The following is a 17,911-nucleotide window of genomic DNA, read 5'->3' as shown; positions in this document are numbered from 1 at the left end:
TAAGAAAATAGAGCTTCCTTCATTAGAATAAAGCCGTAAGTTCAGGAGAACCTACAACTACTTACCAAAATGATCGAGGGTGAAGATGTGTTCCATGACCAATAGAAAAATGAAGAAACCCAAACCTCTTATTAGAAATCATAACCATATGGATTTTTTTACTGAAAAAATGACGGCTATAAAAAATGGGCTAGGTAATACTCAGGACCTTTCCTTCAGAGATCTTTATTTTAACAGGAAGGTGTTAAAAATCGTACATATCAATTCGATTGTTCAAGAGAATGATTTATACGAATTTGTCGTTATGCCACTGTTAGAGAATCCTCAAGGTAAGGTAATTAACATTATTGGTGGTAGTAACATTGACGAGACCACTGATCATGATGTAGCGATTTCCGGGCTTGCTGAAGGACGTTGCCTATTGCTAGAAGATGATTCAGAAGTAATGACACTCGTTACTGTCCCAGAGAAAGGTTCGTCACAAACTGTTGAACCGGAGAATGAAAAGGTAATTCGTGGTTCCCATCAAGGATTTGGAGGAGACTTAACTGAAAATATATCCTACATCCGTCAATGGATTTCGTCTGAGAAATTGACCGTTAAGTATTTTTCAGTTGGGAAAAATACACGTACAAAAATGGCTCTTATCTTTATTTCTGATTTGGCTAATAGGGATATAGTTAAGGAAGTTGAAAATAGGATTGATTCTATAGAAAGTGAAGAAATTCAATTGATGGGCCAACTGGAAGAATATGTAGAGGATAATGCTTTTTCTCCTTTTCCGCAATTGCTTAATACTGAACGGCCAGATAGGGTTGTAGGAAATATCCTTGAAGGAAGGGTGGCGTTGTTGATGGAGGAAGACCCAACCTCATTGATTTTTCCAATTTCATTTTTTAGCTTCTTTCAGACGTCTGAAGATTACAACATCAGATCGACTACGGCATCGTTTTTTAGGTTGATTCGACTTTTAAGTTATATGACGACTCTCTGCCTACCGGCTATTTATATAGCGGTCATTTCTTATAATTATGAGGTGATTCCAGTTGAAATCATATTCTCTATTAAGAATTCACTGGAATATCTCCCGTTTCCGCCTCTGATTGAAGCGGCTATCATGCAGTTAACACTTGAGTTAATTCGAGAAGCTGCCATCAGGCTTCCAAACCCAATAGCACAGACGATTGGAGTAGTAGGAGGTTTGGTAATTGGAAATGCGGTCGTACAAGCTCATTTTGTTTCAAATACGATGGTTATTGTCGTGGCCATTACAGCCATATCCTCCTTTGTTATACCATCCAATGAATTGAGCACATCAATAAGGATTTTAGGATTCCCTTTAATGGTCATGGCATCGTTGTTTGGTTTTTTTGGCATCATCATTGGTTTGATGATGATTCTCATACATTTAGCAACCCTGACTTCTTTGAGCCATCCCTATCTTTATCCCCTAGTCCCTTTAGATGTTAAAGCATTACGTGATGCGGTGATACGGTTACCGATTTGGATGATAAATAAGCGGCCAGAAAATATTAAAAAAGCTTCTCAAAGAAGGCAGACAAATGATTCAAATTAAACAAACCAAAACACAACTTTTATTTTTCATCATCCAAACCCAGATAGGAGTCGGCATATTAAGTTTACCTTACAGTGTCTTTCAACGGGCGAAGCAAGATGGGTGGATGTCGATCTTATTAGCAGGTCTGGTTGTACAACTCCTCATACTTTTATTTTGGATGCTTGCAAAAAGATTCCCGGAACTTTCGTACTTCCGATATTTAAAATTGATTCTAGGTACGTACATGGGAAACGTGGTCACTATCGCCTATACGATTTATGGGGTTTTAGTGTCAGCTCTAATCCTCATGTTTTCGACGAAAGTGATAAAAACCTGGTTATTGATTTATACCCCAAAATGGATTGTTATGAGTTTACTGGTGCTAACCGCCATAATGTTGGCTAGAGAACATGTGTTAACCATCAGTAACATTTACATTTTAGTTTCTGGTCTTGTACTATTTTTGCTTTTCATGTCTTTAGTGGTCCTTGGAACCTATCCTGTAGAAATACGCTACTTATTTCCAATAGGAAAAGAATTCGGCATGAACATGATAAGTGGAGCGGAGGAAGCTGGATTTTCCATGTTCGGATTTGAGATGTTGTTACTCCTCTTTCCATATTTCAATACACTTGGTGGGAAATCTATATTAAAAACTGTCAGCTTAGCCAGTTGGCTAGTTACGCTCTTGTATTTAACTATGTTTCTAATATGTGCGGTGGTATTTAGCCCGTCAGAACTATTGATCATTCCGCAGCCTGTTTTGTATTTTGTCAAATCCATAAACCTTCAAATTATAGAGAGAATTGACTTGATATTTTTGTCTCTATGGATTGTCAATGTCATAACTTCCTTAACGAGCTATTTATTCTTTTCGCTTGAAGGAAGCAGAAACTTACTTAAAGGAATGAACAAGAAGAAAGGAACATGGTGCCTGGTGGGGTTTGGGTCGGTAAGTTTTAGCATTGCACTCATGGTCGACATTACAAAGATCGAGGTTTATCACTATTATGTCATGAATTTGTCTTATATGATGGTTGTCATCCTTCCAATCATCATCCTGATACTATCACTGATACTGAAGAGGAAAGGGGTGAATTCCGGTTGAGAAAGGTAGTGGTTCTGATATTCATCATCTCTCAATTATTCCTATCCGGTTGCTGGGATCAGAGGTTACTGAAAAGTAGCCGTCTGGTATATTCAACAGCATTTGATCTTGGTGGTAATGATTCTATGGTGGAAGGAACAGTCATCATTCGCGATTTTAAGGGGGGAGTCCCCACGAACTTAGAAGTGAATGCTGAAGGATACAGCATCCGTGATCTTCGAATAAATTTAGAGAATAGAATATCCGGGAACTTAGAGCAATCGAAAAATCAAGTCTACTTATTGGGGGAAGATTTGGCGAAGGAAGACATTTATGACTTTATGGACATTTTTTTTCGTGACCCCAAAAATTCAATTTCCTCTAAAATTGCTGTAACAAAAGGAACTGCAGGGGATTACCTTCGAAAATTATCCATGAACAACGTGCTCATATCTGAGTTCATCATAGAATCCATTGCTTCATCTGAATCACAGTCAAAAGTCCCGAAAGTCAATATGCAAACAATCTGCACCGTTATGTTTGATGAAGGAAAAGATTTCATGCTTCCATTATTCAAGATGAAGGAGCAAGAGATTATTCAAGATGGAACTGCATTGTTTAGTGGACGTAGGATGACAGGAGAGTTAACGGATGAAGAATCCACCATTCTCCTCATCATGACGAAACAAGAGGGAAAGGTGGCTAGGTTTGTCTCAAAAGTAAATGCAGATAAGGAACCTAATATTCAGAATTATATTTCGTACAACCTTATGAATACCAAAGTGAAGATGAGAATTCTTTCAAATACCCCTGGAAACATCAGGGTAGGTTTACATTTGAAAGCCGATATTGACGTTGCGGAATACCCTCCAAACCAACTTTTCACCAAAAAAGAAATAAAACGTCTGAACAAAGAAATTGTAGGGGATCTAACAAGTAGAATTGAAGACTCAATTAAAAAAATTCAGGAAGCTAATTCGGATTTATTCGGAGTGGGAAGGGAATTAATCGCCTTTCATCCAAAGGAATGGAATAGAATGAATTGGAGAGAAGAATACCCAACAATTCATTTTGAAACGAATGTACAAGCTGAAATTACCGGTAATGGCATTATAAACTAATAATACCGAACATACTTTCCGGAGATAGGCCCAGGAAAGTATGTTCGGTACTTATTCATAAAAGATGAAAATGGGTATATACTTAGCCTTATCCTGATATTGTACAAACTGATGAAGTTCCTGTTCAGGATACGATCTTTAATCCAATTATGCTTCCAACAATACAGAGAATGAACGCGATCCGCTTAACGTCCTTTGCTTCCTTGAAGAAAATCATTCCCATGATGACGGCGCCGGCAGACCCGATACCGGTCCAGATACCGTACCCTGTACTGACGGGTATCTCCAACAAGGCAACAGACAAAAGATAGAAGCTAAGTGCGCCTGCAACGAAACACACGGCTGTGGGGACGATCCTTTTGAATCCTTCGGAGAGTTTCATGAACGAAACCATGACCACTTCGCAGCACCCTGCGGCAATCAGTGCAAGCCATGCCATTACTGAGCCCCCCTTTCTTCCGGTTCTTCTTTGTCACTCATCTTCAGCCCGATGATCCCGAATATGAGAAGGGCAACGAAGAGAATCTTCAGCGTGCTGACCCCATCACCGAGAATGAACATGCCGACAATGGCCGTACCTGCAGCACCTATCCCTGTGAAAACCGCATAAGCAGTTCCGATGGGGAGAAGCTTCATTGAATTTGAAAAGAAATAAAAGCTGATCAGGATCAGGATGGCCGTGATGATACTCGGCACCGGCCTTGTAAATCCTTCTGATAATGAGAGCCCGGTCGCCCAGCCGATTTCCAGGATCCCTCCGATGATGACATAAATCCAACCCATGATGTTCTACACTCCTTTGTTGTTGGTCAATCCTAGTTCATAGACCTTCCAGATCGACTCGATCCGTTCTTTAAAGATTTCTTCCGTATAATAATGATGGTCGAGGAATACCCCGTCGATTAGACACAAGAATGACGCAGTAAACTGGTCCGCATCGATGTGAATGAAGTATCCGTTCCTTTTTCCGCTAGCGTGAATGGATCGGAGAAGGCGGCTATATTCGACTTCAAGTTCATAGAACTTTTTGCTGATGAATTCCTTGAATGGGTCAGGGGGGTAGAAGCTTACCCGTTTCCACAACCGCGCCTCCTTTGTCGTCAACAGGCGGTGGCAGAAAGAGTCAAAGACCCTGCGCACTTGTTCGATGGCCGATCCTGGATGTTCAATCTCATGCAGCTTATGATAGGAACTGATTTCAGATTTGATGAGATCTTCTATGACATCAGTGAAAATCTCCTCTTTGCTTGAAAAATGATTGTAAATGGAAGGTTTTTTTATTCCAACCACAGCTGCAATATCACTCAGAGAGGTTTCTTCATAACCTTTTTGGCCGAATAAATCCAAGGCAGTTTGTTTTATTATTTTCTTATTATCGAACTTCAACGAAATACCTCCTTGCATCAACTAACTAACGGTCGGTAGTTAAACAATATCTTATTTTTTCCACCTTGTAAAGAGGAATCCTTTTTCATGAATGTCCTTTTCCCTGCATATACCTTTTAGAGTTATATCTAGGAGGGGGAACGTGGGTAAAATCGGTTTGAAACTCATCGTCTTAGGCATACTGATCGTTATTTTGATTGGACTTGGAGTCATGAAATGGATGAATGGTACTCATAATGGATGGCTCACCATTGAAGAAAAGTTTTATCCCATAGCTGAAAATACGGCTCAGGGCGTGAAGACGGGACGTGAAATCGACGTTGCCGGTCGTCGTTGCTCTATCACCCTAAGTAATGAAACAACCTATGAAGTCGACTGTGACCGATACTTGGATTACCGTGTGGGTGAAAAGGTGAAAATCACCGTGGAAGAAGGCGAGCTCATAAAAATTAGAAGGAAATAATGACAGGTGAAGGGGGATCCGGTACAATCACCTTAAAGGTGGGGGTCTACATGGGCTATATTGAAGAACTGAGATCACTGATCGGTACAAGACCGGTCAATCTCGTCGGTTCCACGGTCATTTTAACCGACAGGCAGGGGAGGATCCTCCTGCAAAGGCGCACCTTTCCCGTTGGGAAATGGGGTCTCCCCGGAGGTCTGATGGAACTCGGGGAATCCGCTGAGGAGACGGGGAGGAGGGAGGTAAAGGAAGAAACGAATCTGGAAGTGGGACGCCTTAAGCTCGTGAACGTCTATTCCGGTCAAGATCAGTACATAGAAGCGGAAAATGGCGACCAGTTCTATTCCGTTACAGTCTGCTTTCACTCCGAGGAGTTTGAAGGTCATTTGAAACTGCAGCGTTCTGAAGGAACGAAGCTGGAGTTCATCTCCCCGAAAGATTTGCCTGATGATATGGTGGCAAGTCAAAGGAAGATGGTGGAAGACTTTATGAAAAAAAAGAAAAATCAAAAAGACGACGCTTGAAAGCGCCGTCTTTTATACGTCTATCTCATTATCTAGAGATGATATCCAGGTAAGCATGGTATGCGGTAAGCTTTTCATATTGACCAAAAGCCTTCCCGAAATAACCGGATGATTGCCCGACCGCTATATAATTACCGGTGGTCGGAAGGATATGGATCATGATGGATGGACGGCCAGTATTCCTATCTTCAGGGACGTGAAGCATGGAGAATCGTTTCATCGTTGGCCTCCTCGAATCATCGAACAACTGATGATTCACGTTAAACGTAACACACTTATTCCATTCATTCAATCGTTCTTTCAAAAAGACCCACATAAAAAAGGTGCGCCATTCGAATGATTATGTGACGAACAAAACGGGAATAGCAACAGCGTAGGAGGTTGCATGATGAATATAGATGAACTGCTTGAAAATACCGTGGACCTTGGAGAAGAAGAACTGACTCGACCGATCTACCGGATTGACATCGATCGTCTGCTTGACCTCACACATGACCGATAAAAAATGCCGGCCCTATCACAGATGAGGGCCGGCATTTTTTATCGATCAATCATGGCGTTTATGCTTATTGAGAAGCTCCTTCAGCATATTGATGATGGTAGCCCTCTCCGGTTTATCAAAGCTCGAGGTCCATCGATCAACCAGCTCACGTTCGTCTTCTGTTAGATCACGCTGCAGGCCGTCGACTAGGACTTCCATGATTTCATCACCGGCATCTTTCGGAATGATGGTTTCAGGTTTCATAAAATCCCCTCCCTTGCCATCCTTTTCCCTTGTATGCGGTTTCGAAACCTATTGGTCCCCATTGACCGCCGCTTTGTAGTACACTGTATGAAAACACCTGACAGGGGGTACATTCACATGACACAGATTTGCTTGATCAGACACGGTCAAACCGATTGGAATAAGGCGGGGAGGCTTCAGGGACAGACCAACATCCCCCTTAATGAAGCAGGGAGAAAACAGGCCCGTGAGTGCAGGGATCATCTTTCCGGTGGGGATTGGGATGTAATGATCACGACATCCTTGGATCGCGCCAGGGAAACGGGAGAGATCATTAACGAAAAGATGGGCCTACCCATGGAGGTGATGGACGAGTTCATGGAACGTGGATTCGGTAAAGGGGAAGGACTGACGAGGGAAGAAAGGAGAGCTTCCTATAAAGGGTTTGACTTTCCCGGTATGGAAACAGAGAATGACCTTTCCAACCGGATCATGGCAGGCCTATCTGCAATCCTGCATCGCTATCCCGATAAACGAATCCTATTGGTTTCCCATGGAGGCGTCATTGCAGCCATCCTGAAGCTATTCCATCTGGACGAGCAGCAAGAGGTGAAGCTTTTCAACGGGTGCATCAATAATCTTCACTATTTCGGAGACTCATGGCAGGTGAAGGGGTATAACGTGATCAATCATCTATCCAATCCCGGTGCATGAGCAGATCAAAGGGGGGATGAAAATGGCCATTATATTATTCGACGGAGTCTGCAACTTTTGTGACCGATCGGTCCAGTTCATCATCCGCCACGACAAAAAGAAGGTTTTTCAGTTCGCTTCCCTTCAAAGTGAAAAGGGGAAAGAACTGTTGATTCGACATGGTGTTCATGAGGAAGTGGATAGCATCGTCCTCATCGAAGACAAACGCGCATTCACTGAATCCGATGCTGTCATAAGAATCTCAAGTAGGCTGCGCTTCCCTTATTCATTGGGTAAGTTTGCAAGGATCATTCCCCGTCGTATTCGGGACGTTGCTTATAAGCAATTTGCCAAGAGAAGATACAAATGGTTTGGACAAATAGATCAATGCAGCATCCCTTCTAAGGAACTCAGGGAACGGTTTTTGTCATGACACCAAGGATCGGTATGAACCACCATTAAAGAATCCGGACATCCGCCCTGCGCCGATCGGCATCAAGGACGGATGTCCGGATTTTCTTTTTCATATGAAGGGTGGCTCTTTACAAAATGGAAACGGCAAATGATCGCATCCTGGGGCCGTCAAACTCACAAAAATAAATACCTTGCCAGGTACCGAGGAGGAGTTCGCCTTCGTGTATAAGAATGGTCTGGGCATGTCCTGTCGTGGATGTTTTCAGATGTGCGGCCGTATTTCCTTCAGCGTGCAGGTCGGACTGAAGATCCCAAGGGAACACTTCATCGAGTCTCCTGAGGAAATCGGTCTTCACGTCGGGATCGGCATTTTCATTCACGGTGATGCCGGCAGTCGTATGGAGGGATTGTACGACGACGGCACCCGTACTCACATCTGTCTGATCCACATGGTTCTGGACCTCTCGTGTAATATCGATCATTTCGTCTCTTTTAGTGGTCTGAATCTGAATGATTTTCATAAGAATCTCTCCTGTCTTTATTCGAATAGGGTGATAGAGTATGGAGAATCTCTCGGACCTTTTCCGCTAGACGGATGGCGGACGGGTGATCTCCATGTACACAGATGGTATCGGCTTTGAGGGGGATGCATGCTCCCAGTCTCGTATGTACATGCCCACTCTGTATGATCTGCCTCACCTGATCCAGCGCCTCGTCTCCGGTGAGGAGGGCTCCGGAAAGATGCCGCGGTGACAGAGTCCCATCTTCTTCATATGAGCGATCGGCAAATACTTCATGATACACCTTCAAGCCGGCGTTTTCCCCTGCTTTTGTCAGCTCACTACCGGACAGTCCGTAAAGAATCAGGTCAGGGTCCAAAGAATGGACCGCGTCAGCGATCGCCGAGGCAATAAGGGGGTTTTGTGCGGCGGTGTTGTACAGTGCACCGTGAGGCTTCACGTGGTTCAGCCGGATGCCCTTGGCAGTCGTGAAGGCAGTGAGCGATCCGATCTGATATTGAACCATGGCATATACTTCTTCAGGATCCATGTTCATGGCCCGCCTTCCAAACCCCTGTAGATCGGGGTACCCGGGGTGTGCCCCAACAGAAACACCGGCCTCAGCCGCAAGATCCACGGTTTTCCTCATCACCACCGGATCCCCTGCGTGAAAACCGCAGGCGATATTGACCGATGTCACAAATGCCATGATGGCCTTATCGTCACCAACCGAGAACCGACCAAAGCCCTCTCCCAAATCGCAGTTCATATCAATCATCAAATCATCCTCTCCCGATCAGCCATTTCTTTTTTAGCATTTCAACCATAAAAAAAGAAATTCTCATTGAATTTTAATCTTTCTTTAATTGTATTCACTTTTTTGAGGATTACAATGAATCTTGCTTATGAATAAGGATTTCACTCCCAAACATATGAATCAGGTTCGTATGGTAAAATCTTTATGTTATAAGACCCATTCTAATTTCTTTCCTTTGAAGACAAAAGTCATGCTGAAGCTTTTGTCTTCTTTTTTTGTCTTTTCAGCCGGAACACTGCACTGAAACTCTCCAGTACCTGTTTGTGCCTACCTGAGTCAACACGGGTCCTTCCAAACACTTTCCGCCGTAATAAGAAATTCACTCCCTCTTCGAATACCACTATGGAAAAAAGCACGCATGCAATCAACCAGATCATGATCAGCCCCCCTTAAGTATTGTATATATGAACCATATATGTACTGTACCACTGTAGAACGGACAACTAACATAGATAATCTATAATAATATTATGTAAACCAAACCTGATCTCGAAAATCTTTCTTGCTATGTTAAAGAAAATTCATCTCATTCTCATGGAAATTTAATCTTGAGGGGAGATAATGTTGGTAAATCAAAGGAGGTAAAAATCATGTGGATACGATTTATACCTGTATTATTCTTCAGTCTTACTGCCATTTCACTCTTTGCGTATCAAGGTGTAGAAATCATTCATGCCATTCAAGATTTTATTTTTGATAAAAATAGACTAAAATAAGGAATATAAGGCAGCAGAGCAGGTGATGGTGTGAAACGAATATTAGTAATAGAAGATGAAAAAAATCTGTCCCGATTCATCGAGCTTGAATTGACATATGAAGGCTATGAGATCGGGCAGGCCTATGATGGCCGCGAAGGGTTGGACCTGGCATTGAATCAGGAATGGGATATCATCCTCCTTGATCTCATGCTCCCGAGTCTGAGCGGTTTGGAAGTATGCCGCAGGATCCGTCAGGTAAAGGCGACCCCGATCCTCATGATCACAGCGCGTGACAGTGTGATGGACCGGGTTTCGGGACTTGACAGCGGTGCGGATGATTATATCATTAAACCTTTCGCCATCGAAGAACTCCTGGCCAGGTTGAGGGCGGTGTTCCGTCGGTCCGAAAATGAAGCTCAGCTCTCTCATCAAACGAGCTTCTCCTATCGTGATCTTGTTGTCAAAAAGGAATCCAGGCAGGTGCTGAAAGGTGATAGGGAAATTGAAGTGACAAAGAGGGAGTACGATCTTCTCCTTGCGTTCATGGAGAATCAGAATATCGTCTTGACGAGGGAAGTGCTCCTGAACAAGGTATGGGGATATGATACGGAAGTCGAAACAAATGTCGTAGACGTCTATGTCCGGTACTTACGGAATAAGATTGATGGTCCCGGGGATGACAGTTACATCCAGACGGTACGGGGCACCGGTTACGTGATGAGATCATGAATAAACTGGTTTATCGGTTCAAACATACGTCTTTAAAGGTTAAATGGGCATTGGCGGCTGGTTCTGCTATCTTTTTAGCCTTTTTTTTATTCAGTTTCTTTCAATATCATGCCATAGATAAATGGCTCATCAATGAAGAAGAGAGCAGTTTCGGACGCGTGCTGGACGAAATCACCGTCTTCTTCAAACAGCGTGGGCCGAATATCCAGAAACAGGACATCTTTGACAGCCAGGATCTCATGAAGCAGATTGCCGAAAAGGATCAAACGATCAGGATCCTTGATACAGAAGGGAACCAGGTCCTCGAGATCCGCGGGGAAAGTGATACATCATTCTATGTCCCATTCGAGCCGGTCAGAGGCAAGTCCGTTCATCTCATCGAGTCTGAAAACAAGAAGATGCTGATCGGAAGGTCTCCGATCCGTTCCAGTGAATTCAATGGATATGTGGAAATCATCCAGCCGCTTAACCGGTATGAAACCGTCATGAGAAATCTATTCTGGATGATGTCCATCATCGGGATCGGCGCACTCCTGATCAGCGCGCTTATCGGGTATATCATGGCCGGAAAATTCGTCAAGCCGTTGAATAACCTCTCTGAAACGATGAGATCCATCGAAAGGAAGGGCTTTCATGAGAGGGTGGATATCGGAGATTCTGCTGACGAAATCTCGGAATTATCTTATATTTTCAACGCCATGATGAGCCAGATTGAAAAATCGTTCCAGCAACAGCAACAGTTTGTAGAGGATGCCTCCCATGAACTGAGGACACCGATCCAGGTGCTCGAAGGCCACCTTTCCCTCCTTAATCGCTGGGGGAAAAAAGACCCGACCATCCTGGAGGAATCCCTGGAAGTCTCACTGGAAGAGCTGGAGAGGATCAAGCGCCTGGTGGGGGAACTTCTTGAATTATCAAGGGCAGATCGTGAAAAGCAGGATCTGAACAACGTGCGTGCGGATGTCCGTAAGGTGGCCGGCAAGGTGCTCGGAGACTTCGAGTTCCTTCATACAGATTACACATTCAGACTGAATGATGGCCTGTCCGGCCCCACGGAGGCTGTCATGCAGCCTCGGCATCTTGAACAGGTACTGACGATCATATTCGATAATGCCGTTAAGTATTCAGATAGGGGCTCAGTGATTGAAATGGTCCTGGATGATGAAGGGGACCGTGTCGTCATCGAGGTAAAGGATGAAGGAATAGGCATTCCCGAAACCGATCTGCCGAAGATCTTTGACCGTTTCTACAGGGTAGACAAAGCCAGGAGCCGTGAGAAGGGTGGATATGGCTTGGGACTTGCCATTGCTTCCAAGCTTATTCAAAACTACGGAGGGATCATTGAAGCCGATCTCAATAAGCCGACGGGTACCATCATCCGCATTAAGTTGAATAAAGCCTGATCCTAGACGTCTCAGTATCGATCTGAGACGTCTATTTCTGTAAACTGCATATCTGTGCTTTTAGGGATTTTCACCTCCAGGATGCCGTCACGAAAGTGTGCAGAGGCCCCTTTTTTCTTCACGAGACAAGGAAGTGTCATGACTTGGCGGTCCCCGTCGGAGGGGATGTTTTCTATGATGGCCTGATTGGAGGTGTGAAAAATTTTTACCTTTTTCATCAGCCCCTCATCTTTTAATTCAAAACGGACATACACATCCTCGAAGGATTCAAACACATGTGCAGGGATGCTTACACTCTGCTCGCTGCTTTGATGGGGCGTATGCTGGGGTGAGGCCCCGCCCATGGTGCTGTTGGCATTCATCATGCTCTCGAACCCGCCGGGAAACATTTTTTTCATCATGTCCTGTACGTATGAATCCACTTCCTGAGGATTCATATTCTGTTTCATCCCTTTCATAAAGGGGAATACGTTCCATGGAAACATCGTCGCACCTCATTTCTTGGATCATTCACTTAAGACATTCTATTCATCGATGGGCGGAAGGTTCGCAGACTGACAAACTCAAAAATTGCTGAAATTCAGTAAAAATTGTTTGGTTTTTTTTAGGAAGAGTAGTAAGATGGTTTATGAAAAAAGTCTATCACCTCATACATGATGAGCAAGAATAGTAAGCGCTTCACATAAAATTATTTCAGAATAATGGGTTAATTGACGCATCAACTAAATGACATTATGGGAATAAAGGGGAGATGGCCTTCTCAAAGAAATTCCACACCTTAAGAACTGTAGAGTAAAAATTTTGAGAAATTTGATTTAAGGGCTTTATAATAGTCCTTTACAGTGATAAAATATCCTTGTAAGCGTTTTATACGAACAAATTTTACTATTCTTCCATAATATGAATTGGGATGAATACATGATATCCAAATAATACTAAGTGGCAAATCAGTTGGAGGTTTTTCACGATGAAAAAGCAATCGACCAATCAGGGTGGACCATGGGAATCGTTTTATGGACCCAATCTTGGCTATGTGATCGAAGTGTATGAAGAATATCTGCAGGATCCCGATGCAGTAGATCCCGAGCTGAAAGAACTATTTGATCAATGGGGCCCACCGAAAGCTGAAGACGCACAAGTCTTGGCAGATGCCCAATCAGCCGATACTTCGTTTTCCCTGCCGGCACAGCCGACAGAATTGAGCAAGATGGTGGCGGCCGTCAAACTGGCCGACAACATCCGTACATATGGCCATTTGGCAGCCGATATCAATCCTCTTAATGACCGGGAGAAGGATACGAGAAGAATTGATCTTTCCGCATTCGACTTGACTGAAGAGGATCTCAAGAAGATACCGGTTGATTTCCTATGTCCTGACGCACCGGAACATGTCACGGACGGACTTCTAGCCATCAAACATCTGAAAAAGGTATATACGAAAAAACTTGCCTATGAATATGCGCATGTGCACGAGCTAGAAGAAAAGAATTGGCTGCGTGAGAAAATCGAGTCAGGTCAGTTCTTCCCGAAATTGACGAAAGATCAGAAGCTGCTCCTTTTAAGGAGACTTGCCGAAGTGGATGGCTTTGAAAAGTTCATTCATCGCACATTCGTAGGACAGAAGCGCTTCTCGATCGAAGGTCTTGATACGATGGTTCCCCTTCTCGACGAGATGGTACGCCACTCCGTTGAGGCCGGTGCCAAGACGGTTAATATCGGCATGGCCCACCGTGGTCGCCTGAATGTCCTTGCCCATGTGGTCGGCAAACCGTATGAAATGATCTTCGCGGAGTTCCAGCACGCACCGAGTAAAGACCTCATTCCATCAGAAGGTTCTATTGGAATTACGTTCGGATGGACGGGGGATGTCAAATATCATCTCGGTGCAGACCGTGAGATATCACCCCGCCAGCTGCCGACGGCCCGCGCGAGGGTGACGCTTGCCAATAATCCGAGTCACCTTGAAGTAGTGAGTCCGATCGTTGCAGGATACACAAGGGCAGCACAGGAGACAAGGGAAGATAAGGGTTATCCGGAACAATCCCCGGAAACATCGTATGCCATCATGATCCACGGTGATGCCGCATTCCCTGGTCAGGGAGTCGTGGCCGAAACGCTGAACATGAGCAGGCTGCGCGGCTATGGTACAGGCGGATCGATTCATTTGATCGCCAATAATATGATTGGATTTACGACGGAAAGCAGGGATTCAAGATCGACGAAATACGCATCCGATACGGCAAAAGGGTTCGAGGTGCCGATCGTCCATGTGAATGCAGATGACCCTGAAGCATGCCTGACGGCAGCGGTCCTTGCGTATGAATACCGTAAGACGTTCGGAAAGGATTTCGTCATCGACCTGATCGGGTACCGCCGCTTCGGACACAATGAGATGGATGAACCGATGGTCACGAATCCGTTGATGTACAAGATCATTCACAAACACCCGAACGTAAAGGAACTTTTCTCGGAAAAGTTGCTATCTGAAGGAATTGTGAATAAAGACGAAATTGCTGCAATGGATAAAGAAATCGAAGATATGCTGAAGGCTGCTTATGACAAGGTCCCGGCAAAAGATGATGATCCAGATACGATCCTCGCTCCTCCTGAATTCGTTGCGAATGGCCTGCCTGATATCAAGACGTCAGTCGACCCTGATATCTTGAAGGGCTTGAACGATGAAATGCTTCAGTGGCCGGAAGGATTCAATGTCTTCAAGAAGCTTGGGAAAATCCTTCAGCGTAGGGGACTTGCGTTTGAAGGGAAAGGGAAGATCGATTGGGCCCATGCAGAGACCCTTGCTTTTGCAAGCATCTTGAAGGATGGGACTCCGATTCGACTTACCGGTCAGGATTCCGAAAGGGGAACGTTCGCCCAGCGTCATCTTGTCCTGCATGATGAGCAGTCCGGTAAAGAGTATATCCCCCTTCATAATCTGAAAGAAACACATGCTTCATTCGTTGTTCACAACAGCCCTCTTACTGAAACGGCCGTTGTCGGATATGAATATGGTTATAACGTATTTGCCCCTGAAACCTTGGTTCTATGGGAAGCACAGTTCGGCGACTTCTCCAACATGGCCCAGGTGATGTTCGATCAGTTCATCTCGGCAGGCCGTGCTAAATGGGGTCAAAAATCAGGACTGGTCCTGCTTCTCCCTCATGCCTACGAAGGGCAGGGACCGGAGCATTCCAGCGCCCGTATGGAACGCTTCCTGCAGCTTGGCGGTGAGTACAACTGGACCGTTGCCAACTGTTCGACTTCAGGTCAGTACTTCCACCTGTTGAGAAGGCAGGCTGCGATCTTGCAGAAAGAAGAGGTAAGGCCGCTCGTGGTCATGACACCGAAGAGCCTGCTACGGAATCAACATGCATCCGTTACGGCAGAAGAGTTGGCAGGAGGCGAGTTCCATTCCGTCCTCGAACAAAAGGGTACGGGTGAAAATCATGAAGCCGTGGAACGCATCATCCTCGGAAGTGGAAAAATCACCATCGACCTTGAAGAAAAACTTGGTGAAATGGAAGGACTGGATTGGCTTCATATCCTTCGAGTGGAGGAAGTGTATCCATTCCCTAATCAGGATATCGCAACAATCCTTGAAAGATACCCGAACCTGAAAGAGATTGTATGGATTCAGGAAGAACCGAAAAATATGGGTGCATGGTCATTTGCAGAACCGCGCCTGAGAGAGCTTGCACCAGAGGGAATAAGCGTTCATTATGTCGGCAGGAGAAGGCGATCAAGTCCGTCTGAAGGCGAAGCGACCGTACACAAAAAAGAACAATCACGTATCCTGAACGAAGCGTTAACCCGATAAGAAAGAGGAGGACATCACAGTGGCAGAAATCAAAGTTCCAGAATTAGCAGAATCCATTACAGAAGGTACAATCGCCCAGTGGCTGAAACAGCCGGGCGACTACGTGGAAAAAGGCGAATATATCGTAGAGTTGGAAACCGATAAAGTAAACGTGGAAGTCATCTCTGAAGAAGCGGGAACGATCCAAGAATTGAAAGCCGAAGAGGGAGATACCGTTGAGGTAGGCCAAGTCATCGCTGTCGTCGGTGAAGGCGGGGAAGCCCCGGCCTCATCTGAGGAGAAAGCGGAAGAGAAAGCCGAAGCCCCTGAACAGAAGGATCAAAAGCAGGAACCTGCCAAAGAAGAGCCGGCAGCGACCGAGAAGAAGAATCGTCCGATTGCTTCTCCTGCTGCACGCAAGCTAGCGAGGGAAAAAGGAATCGATCTTTCCGATGTGCCTACAGATCCACTGGGAAGGGTGCGCAAGCAGGATATCGAAGCCTATGGGAACAAGCCTGCTTCTGCACCGGCCAAGCCTGCGCCAGAAGCGAAAAAAGCGCCTAAATCTGATAATGGTAAACCGGTTGAACGCGAAAAAATGTCACGTCGCCGCCAGACCATTGCAAAAAGGCTGGTTGAAGTCCAACAGACGGCTGCCATGCTTACGACATTTAACGAAATCGATATGACGGCTGTCATGGAGCTAAGGAAGCGTAAGAAGGACAAATTCTTTGAGGACCACGATGTAAGACTCGGATTCATGAGCTTCTTCACAAAAGCGGTTGTTGCTGCCCTTAAAAAGTATCCATATGTCAATGCTGAGATCGATGGAGATGAAATTGTCCTCAAAAAGTTCTATGATGTCGGTGTTGCTGTCTCAACAGAAGATGGGCTGGTTGTACCTGTGGTCCGAGACTGTGAGCGCAAAAACTTTGCGGAAATCGAAGGAGAAATCATGGAGCTTGCAACCAAAGCAAGGAAAAACAAGCTTGCCCTTGCCGATCTCCAAGGTGGATCTTTCACCATCACCAATGGAGGTGTCTTCGGATCACTTCTTTCGACTCCGATCCTGAATGGACCTCAAGTAGGGATCCTAGGAATGCACAAGATCCAGCTGCGTCCGATGGCAATCGATAAGGATACAATGGAAAACCGTCCGATGATGTACGTTGCCCTTTCCTATGATCATAGAATCATAGATGGTAAAGAAGCAGTAGGCTTCCTTGCCATGGTGAAGGAACTGCTTGAAAATCCTGAAGACCTTCTGCTTGAAGGCTGATCCTGATTTTTGACTGAACTGATGAATGTATTGCCGGTGCCCCAGTGGGGCATCGGATTTTTTTTGCACTAAAACTTGTATAAATGCATAAAATATGATTAAAACCAATAGTTTTGCATAAGGGAAAAGGAGGCGATGGAAGTGAAGAAAAAGGTATACTACTATTCTTATTTGTTTCATAAGCTTGGAATCATCGAGGAAGAACAATGGAAGAAAGGAAGTAAAGGTAGGTTCCCTTTACAAAAATAAAAGGTGAAGACAGATTTGTCTTCACCCTCCTCATTCAATGTCTCATCACGATTTCCTAAAAGGCCTCAGTCCACGGTTTCGAATTTCTTTCTTCAGGAGCATAATCCAATCCTGATCATTCCCCTGCTTTTCAGCATTCCGATACGCTGCGACCAACTGTTCATTACTTAAAATTTTCATGAGCAACCTCCCAGGAAATGTTTAAAATATAGAATGTTCTATATTTTCTATTTATTCTACATACATTCACTTCTTTTGAAAAGGGGTTTTTTGAAAATACAACTTAAGTCGGGTTTTGACATGAATTGTTGAAACGTGTTTAGAAGGGTTGAATCATGGGTAAGGGCGGAGCCTGGGAGCCAGCAGTTAGACATATAAACATTTACTGAAAAAGCTGCGATTACTCCTTTTTTATTTGAAAATTCTAATTTTTGTGATAATATTACTCACGTAAGAGCTGTATTTACATA

At 44.5% G+C, this 17,911-nt stretch carries 21 protein-coding genes; 12 read left to right on the top strand and 9 right to left on the bottom strand.

Translation table 11 applies throughout. The features are described 5' to 3' along the window. Window positions 1–109: 109 nt before the first annotated feature. From ABJ225_RS05105 to ABJ225_RS05095, 3 genes are read left to right on the top strand one after another with little or no spacing between them, the layout of a single operon-like run. Window positions 110–1,576 carry a spore germination protein gene (locus ABJ225_RS05105; protein ID WP_347318837.1) on the top strand — a complete coding sequence of 489 codons (1,467 nt, stop codon included), beginning with the start codon at window positions 110–112 and terminating at the stop codon, window positions 1,574–1,576. Beyond that, window positions 1,563–2,666 (top strand): GerAB/ArcD/ProY family transporter, encoded by a 1,104-nt coding sequence (locus ABJ225_RS05100; protein WP_347318835.1) that lies wholly within the window; start codon window positions 1,563–1,565, stop codon window positions 2,664–2,666. The genes ABJ225_RS05105 and ABJ225_RS05100 overlap by 14 nt, the downstream gene beginning before the upstream one ends. Continuing rightward, on the top strand, window positions 2,663–3,766 hold the full coding sequence (locus ABJ225_RS05095) for a Ger(x)C family spore germination protein (protein ID WP_347318832.1): 1,104 nt from the start codon (window positions 2,663–2,665) through the stop codon (window positions 3,764–3,766). The genes ABJ225_RS05100 and ABJ225_RS05095 overlap by 4 nt, the downstream gene beginning before the upstream one ends. A gap of 124 nt (window positions 3,767–3,890) precedes the next feature. Here the strand turns inward: ABJ225_RS05095 and ABJ225_RS05090 are convergent, their stop codons facing one another. The 3 genes from ABJ225_RS05090 to ABJ225_RS05080 are packed head-to-tail and all read right to left on the bottom strand — an operon-like array spanning window position 3,891 to window position 5,152. Beyond that, on the bottom strand, window positions 3,891–4,205 hold the full coding sequence (locus tag ABJ225_RS05090; RefSeq protein WP_218245991.1) for a DMT family transporter: 315 nt from the start codon (window positions 4,203–4,205) through the stop codon (window positions 3,891–3,893). Continuing rightward, a complete protein-coding gene (locus ABJ225_RS05085) occupies window positions 4,205–4,549 on the bottom strand; it encodes a DMT family transporter (RefSeq protein ID WP_218245990.1) in 345 nt (114 codons plus the stop codon). The genes ABJ225_RS05090 and ABJ225_RS05085 overlap by 1 nt, the downstream gene beginning before the upstream one ends. Window positions 4,550–4,555: 6 nt before the next feature. Further along, on the bottom strand, window positions 4,556–5,152 hold the full coding sequence (locus tag ABJ225_RS05080; RefSeq protein WP_347318829.1) for a TetR/AcrR family transcriptional regulator: 597 nt from the start codon (window positions 5,150–5,152) through the stop codon (window positions 4,556–4,558). Between the two features lie 142 nt (window positions 5,153–5,294). On the opposite strand from ABJ225_RS05080, the gene ABJ225_RS05075 reads away from it, so the two are divergent. Both ABJ225_RS05075 and ABJ225_RS05070 read left to right on the top strand, forming a co-directional pair. Beyond that, window positions 5,295–5,615: a hypothetical protein gene (locus ABJ225_RS05075; RefSeq protein ID WP_218245988.1), complete on the top strand. Its 321-nt coding sequence runs from the start codon at window positions 5,295–5,297 to the stop codon at window positions 5,613–5,615. Window positions 5,616–5,665: 50 nt separating this feature from the next. After that, complete coding sequence (locus tag ABJ225_RS05070) at window positions 5,666–6,139, top strand: NUDIX hydrolase (protein ID WP_347318827.1); 474 nt, start codon at window positions 5,666–5,668, stop codon at window positions 6,137–6,139. Between the two features lie 28 nt (window positions 6,140–6,167). Here ABJ225_RS05070 and ABJ225_RS05065 read toward each other — a convergent pair whose 3' ends face one another. After that, window positions 6,168–6,398, bottom strand: coding sequence for a hypothetical protein (locus ABJ225_RS05065; RefSeq protein ID WP_218245986.1), 231 nt, complete (start codon window positions 6,396–6,398; stop codon window positions 6,168–6,170). Between the two features lie 288 nt (window positions 6,399–6,686). After that, complete coding sequence (locus tag ABJ225_RS05060) at window positions 6,687–6,884, bottom strand: hypothetical protein (RefSeq protein ID WP_048012859.1); 198 nt, start codon at window positions 6,882–6,884, stop codon at window positions 6,687–6,689. A 117-nt stretch (window positions 6,885–7,001) separates the two neighbouring features. On the opposite strand from ABJ225_RS05060, the gene ABJ225_RS05055 reads away from it, so the two are divergent. Beyond that, on the top strand, window positions 7,002–7,577 hold the full coding sequence (locus tag ABJ225_RS05055; RefSeq protein ID WP_347318825.1) for a histidine phosphatase family protein: 576 nt from the start codon (window positions 7,002–7,004) through the stop codon (window positions 7,575–7,577). 22 nt (window positions 7,578–7,599) lie between these two features. Then, window positions 7,600–7,989, top strand: a complete 390-nt coding sequence (locus ABJ225_RS05050; protein WP_347318823.1) for a thiol-disulfide oxidoreductase DCC family protein — start codon at window positions 7,600–7,602, stop codon at window positions 7,987–7,989. Between the two features lie 109 nt (window positions 7,990–8,098). On the opposite strand, the gene ABJ225_RS05045 is transcribed toward ABJ225_RS05050, so the two are convergent. Together ABJ225_RS05045 and ABJ225_RS05040 are read right to left on the bottom strand one after the other, a co-directional pair. Next, window positions 8,099–8,491 (bottom strand): secondary thiamine-phosphate synthase enzyme YjbQ, encoded by a 393-nt coding sequence (locus ABJ225_RS05045; protein ID WP_347318821.1) that lies wholly within the window; start codon window positions 8,489–8,491, stop codon window positions 8,099–8,101. Then, on the bottom strand, window positions 8,463–9,248 hold the full coding sequence (locus tag ABJ225_RS05040) for a LamB/YcsF family protein (RefSeq protein WP_290032699.1): 786 nt from the start codon (window positions 9,246–9,248) through the stop codon (window positions 8,463–8,465). Before ABJ225_RS05040 ends, ABJ225_RS05045 begins: the two co-directional genes overlap by 29 nt. 629 nt (window positions 9,249–9,877) lie before the next feature. Between ABJ225_RS05040 and ABJ225_RS05035 the strand changes: the two genes are divergently transcribed. The 3 genes from ABJ225_RS05035 to ABJ225_RS05025 are packed head-to-tail and all read left to right on the top strand — an operon-like array spanning window position 9,878 to window position 12,117. Next, on the top strand, window positions 9,878–10,003 hold the full coding sequence (locus ABJ225_RS05035; RefSeq protein ID WP_258523402.1) for a hypothetical protein: 126 nt from the start codon (window positions 9,878–9,880) through the stop codon (window positions 10,001–10,003). Between the two features lie 30 nt (window positions 10,004–10,033). Next, window positions 10,034–10,714, top strand: coding sequence for a response regulator transcription factor (locus ABJ225_RS05030; RefSeq protein WP_053426895.1), 681 nt, complete (start codon window positions 10,034–10,036; stop codon window positions 10,712–10,714). After that, the gene (locus tag ABJ225_RS05025) at window positions 10,711–12,117 is read left to right on the top strand and encodes a HAMP domain-containing sensor histidine kinase (RefSeq protein WP_258523401.1); all 1,407 of its coding nucleotides are present in this window, start codon (window positions 10,711–10,713) and stop codon (window positions 12,115–12,117) included. Before ABJ225_RS05030 ends, ABJ225_RS05025 begins: the two co-directional genes overlap by 4 nt. A gap of 11 nt (window positions 12,118–12,128) precedes the next feature. On the opposite strand, the gene ABJ225_RS05020 is transcribed toward ABJ225_RS05025, so the two are convergent. Further along, the gene (locus tag ABJ225_RS05020) at window positions 12,129–12,602 is read right to left on the bottom strand and encodes an Hsp20/alpha crystallin family protein (protein WP_079516195.1); all 474 of its coding nucleotides are present in this window, start codon (window positions 12,600–12,602) and stop codon (window positions 12,129–12,131) included. A gap of 482 nt (window positions 12,603–13,084) precedes the next feature. Here ABJ225_RS05020 and ABJ225_RS05015 point away from each other — a divergent pair, with 482 nt between their 5' ends. Together ABJ225_RS05015 and odhB are read left to right on the top strand one after the other, a co-directional pair. Next, window positions 13,085–15,934 (top strand): 2-oxoglutarate dehydrogenase E1 component, encoded by a 2,850-nt coding sequence (locus ABJ225_RS05015; RefSeq protein WP_347318817.1) that lies wholly within the window; start codon window positions 13,085–13,087, stop codon window positions 15,932–15,934. A 19-nt stretch (window positions 15,935–15,953) separates the two neighbouring features. Further along, the gene (odhB, locus tag ABJ225_RS05010) at window positions 15,954–17,192 is read left to right on the top strand and encodes a 2-oxoglutarate dehydrogenase complex dihydrolipoyllysine-residue succinyltransferase (RefSeq protein ID WP_347318814.1); all 1,239 of its coding nucleotides are present in this window, start codon (window positions 15,954–15,956) and stop codon (window positions 17,190–17,192) included. A 294-nt stretch (window positions 17,193–17,486) separates the two neighbouring features. Here odhB and sda read toward each other — a convergent pair whose 3' ends face one another. Then, complete coding sequence (gene sda, locus ABJ225_RS05005) at window positions 17,487–17,621, bottom strand: sporulation histidine kinase inhibitor Sda (RefSeq protein WP_048003790.1); 135 nt, start codon at window positions 17,619–17,621, stop codon at window positions 17,487–17,489. Window positions 17,622–17,911 lie beyond the last annotated feature (290 nt).

The sequence above is a fragment of the Rossellomorea sp. RS05 genome, from assembly GCF_039822645.1.
GTDB lineage: Bacteria > Bacillota > Bacilli > Bacillales > Bacillaceae_B > Rossellomorea > Rossellomorea marisflavi_B.
Note: the sequence above shows the minus strand (reverse complement) of the source record. Positions and strands in the feature narration are given on the sequence as shown.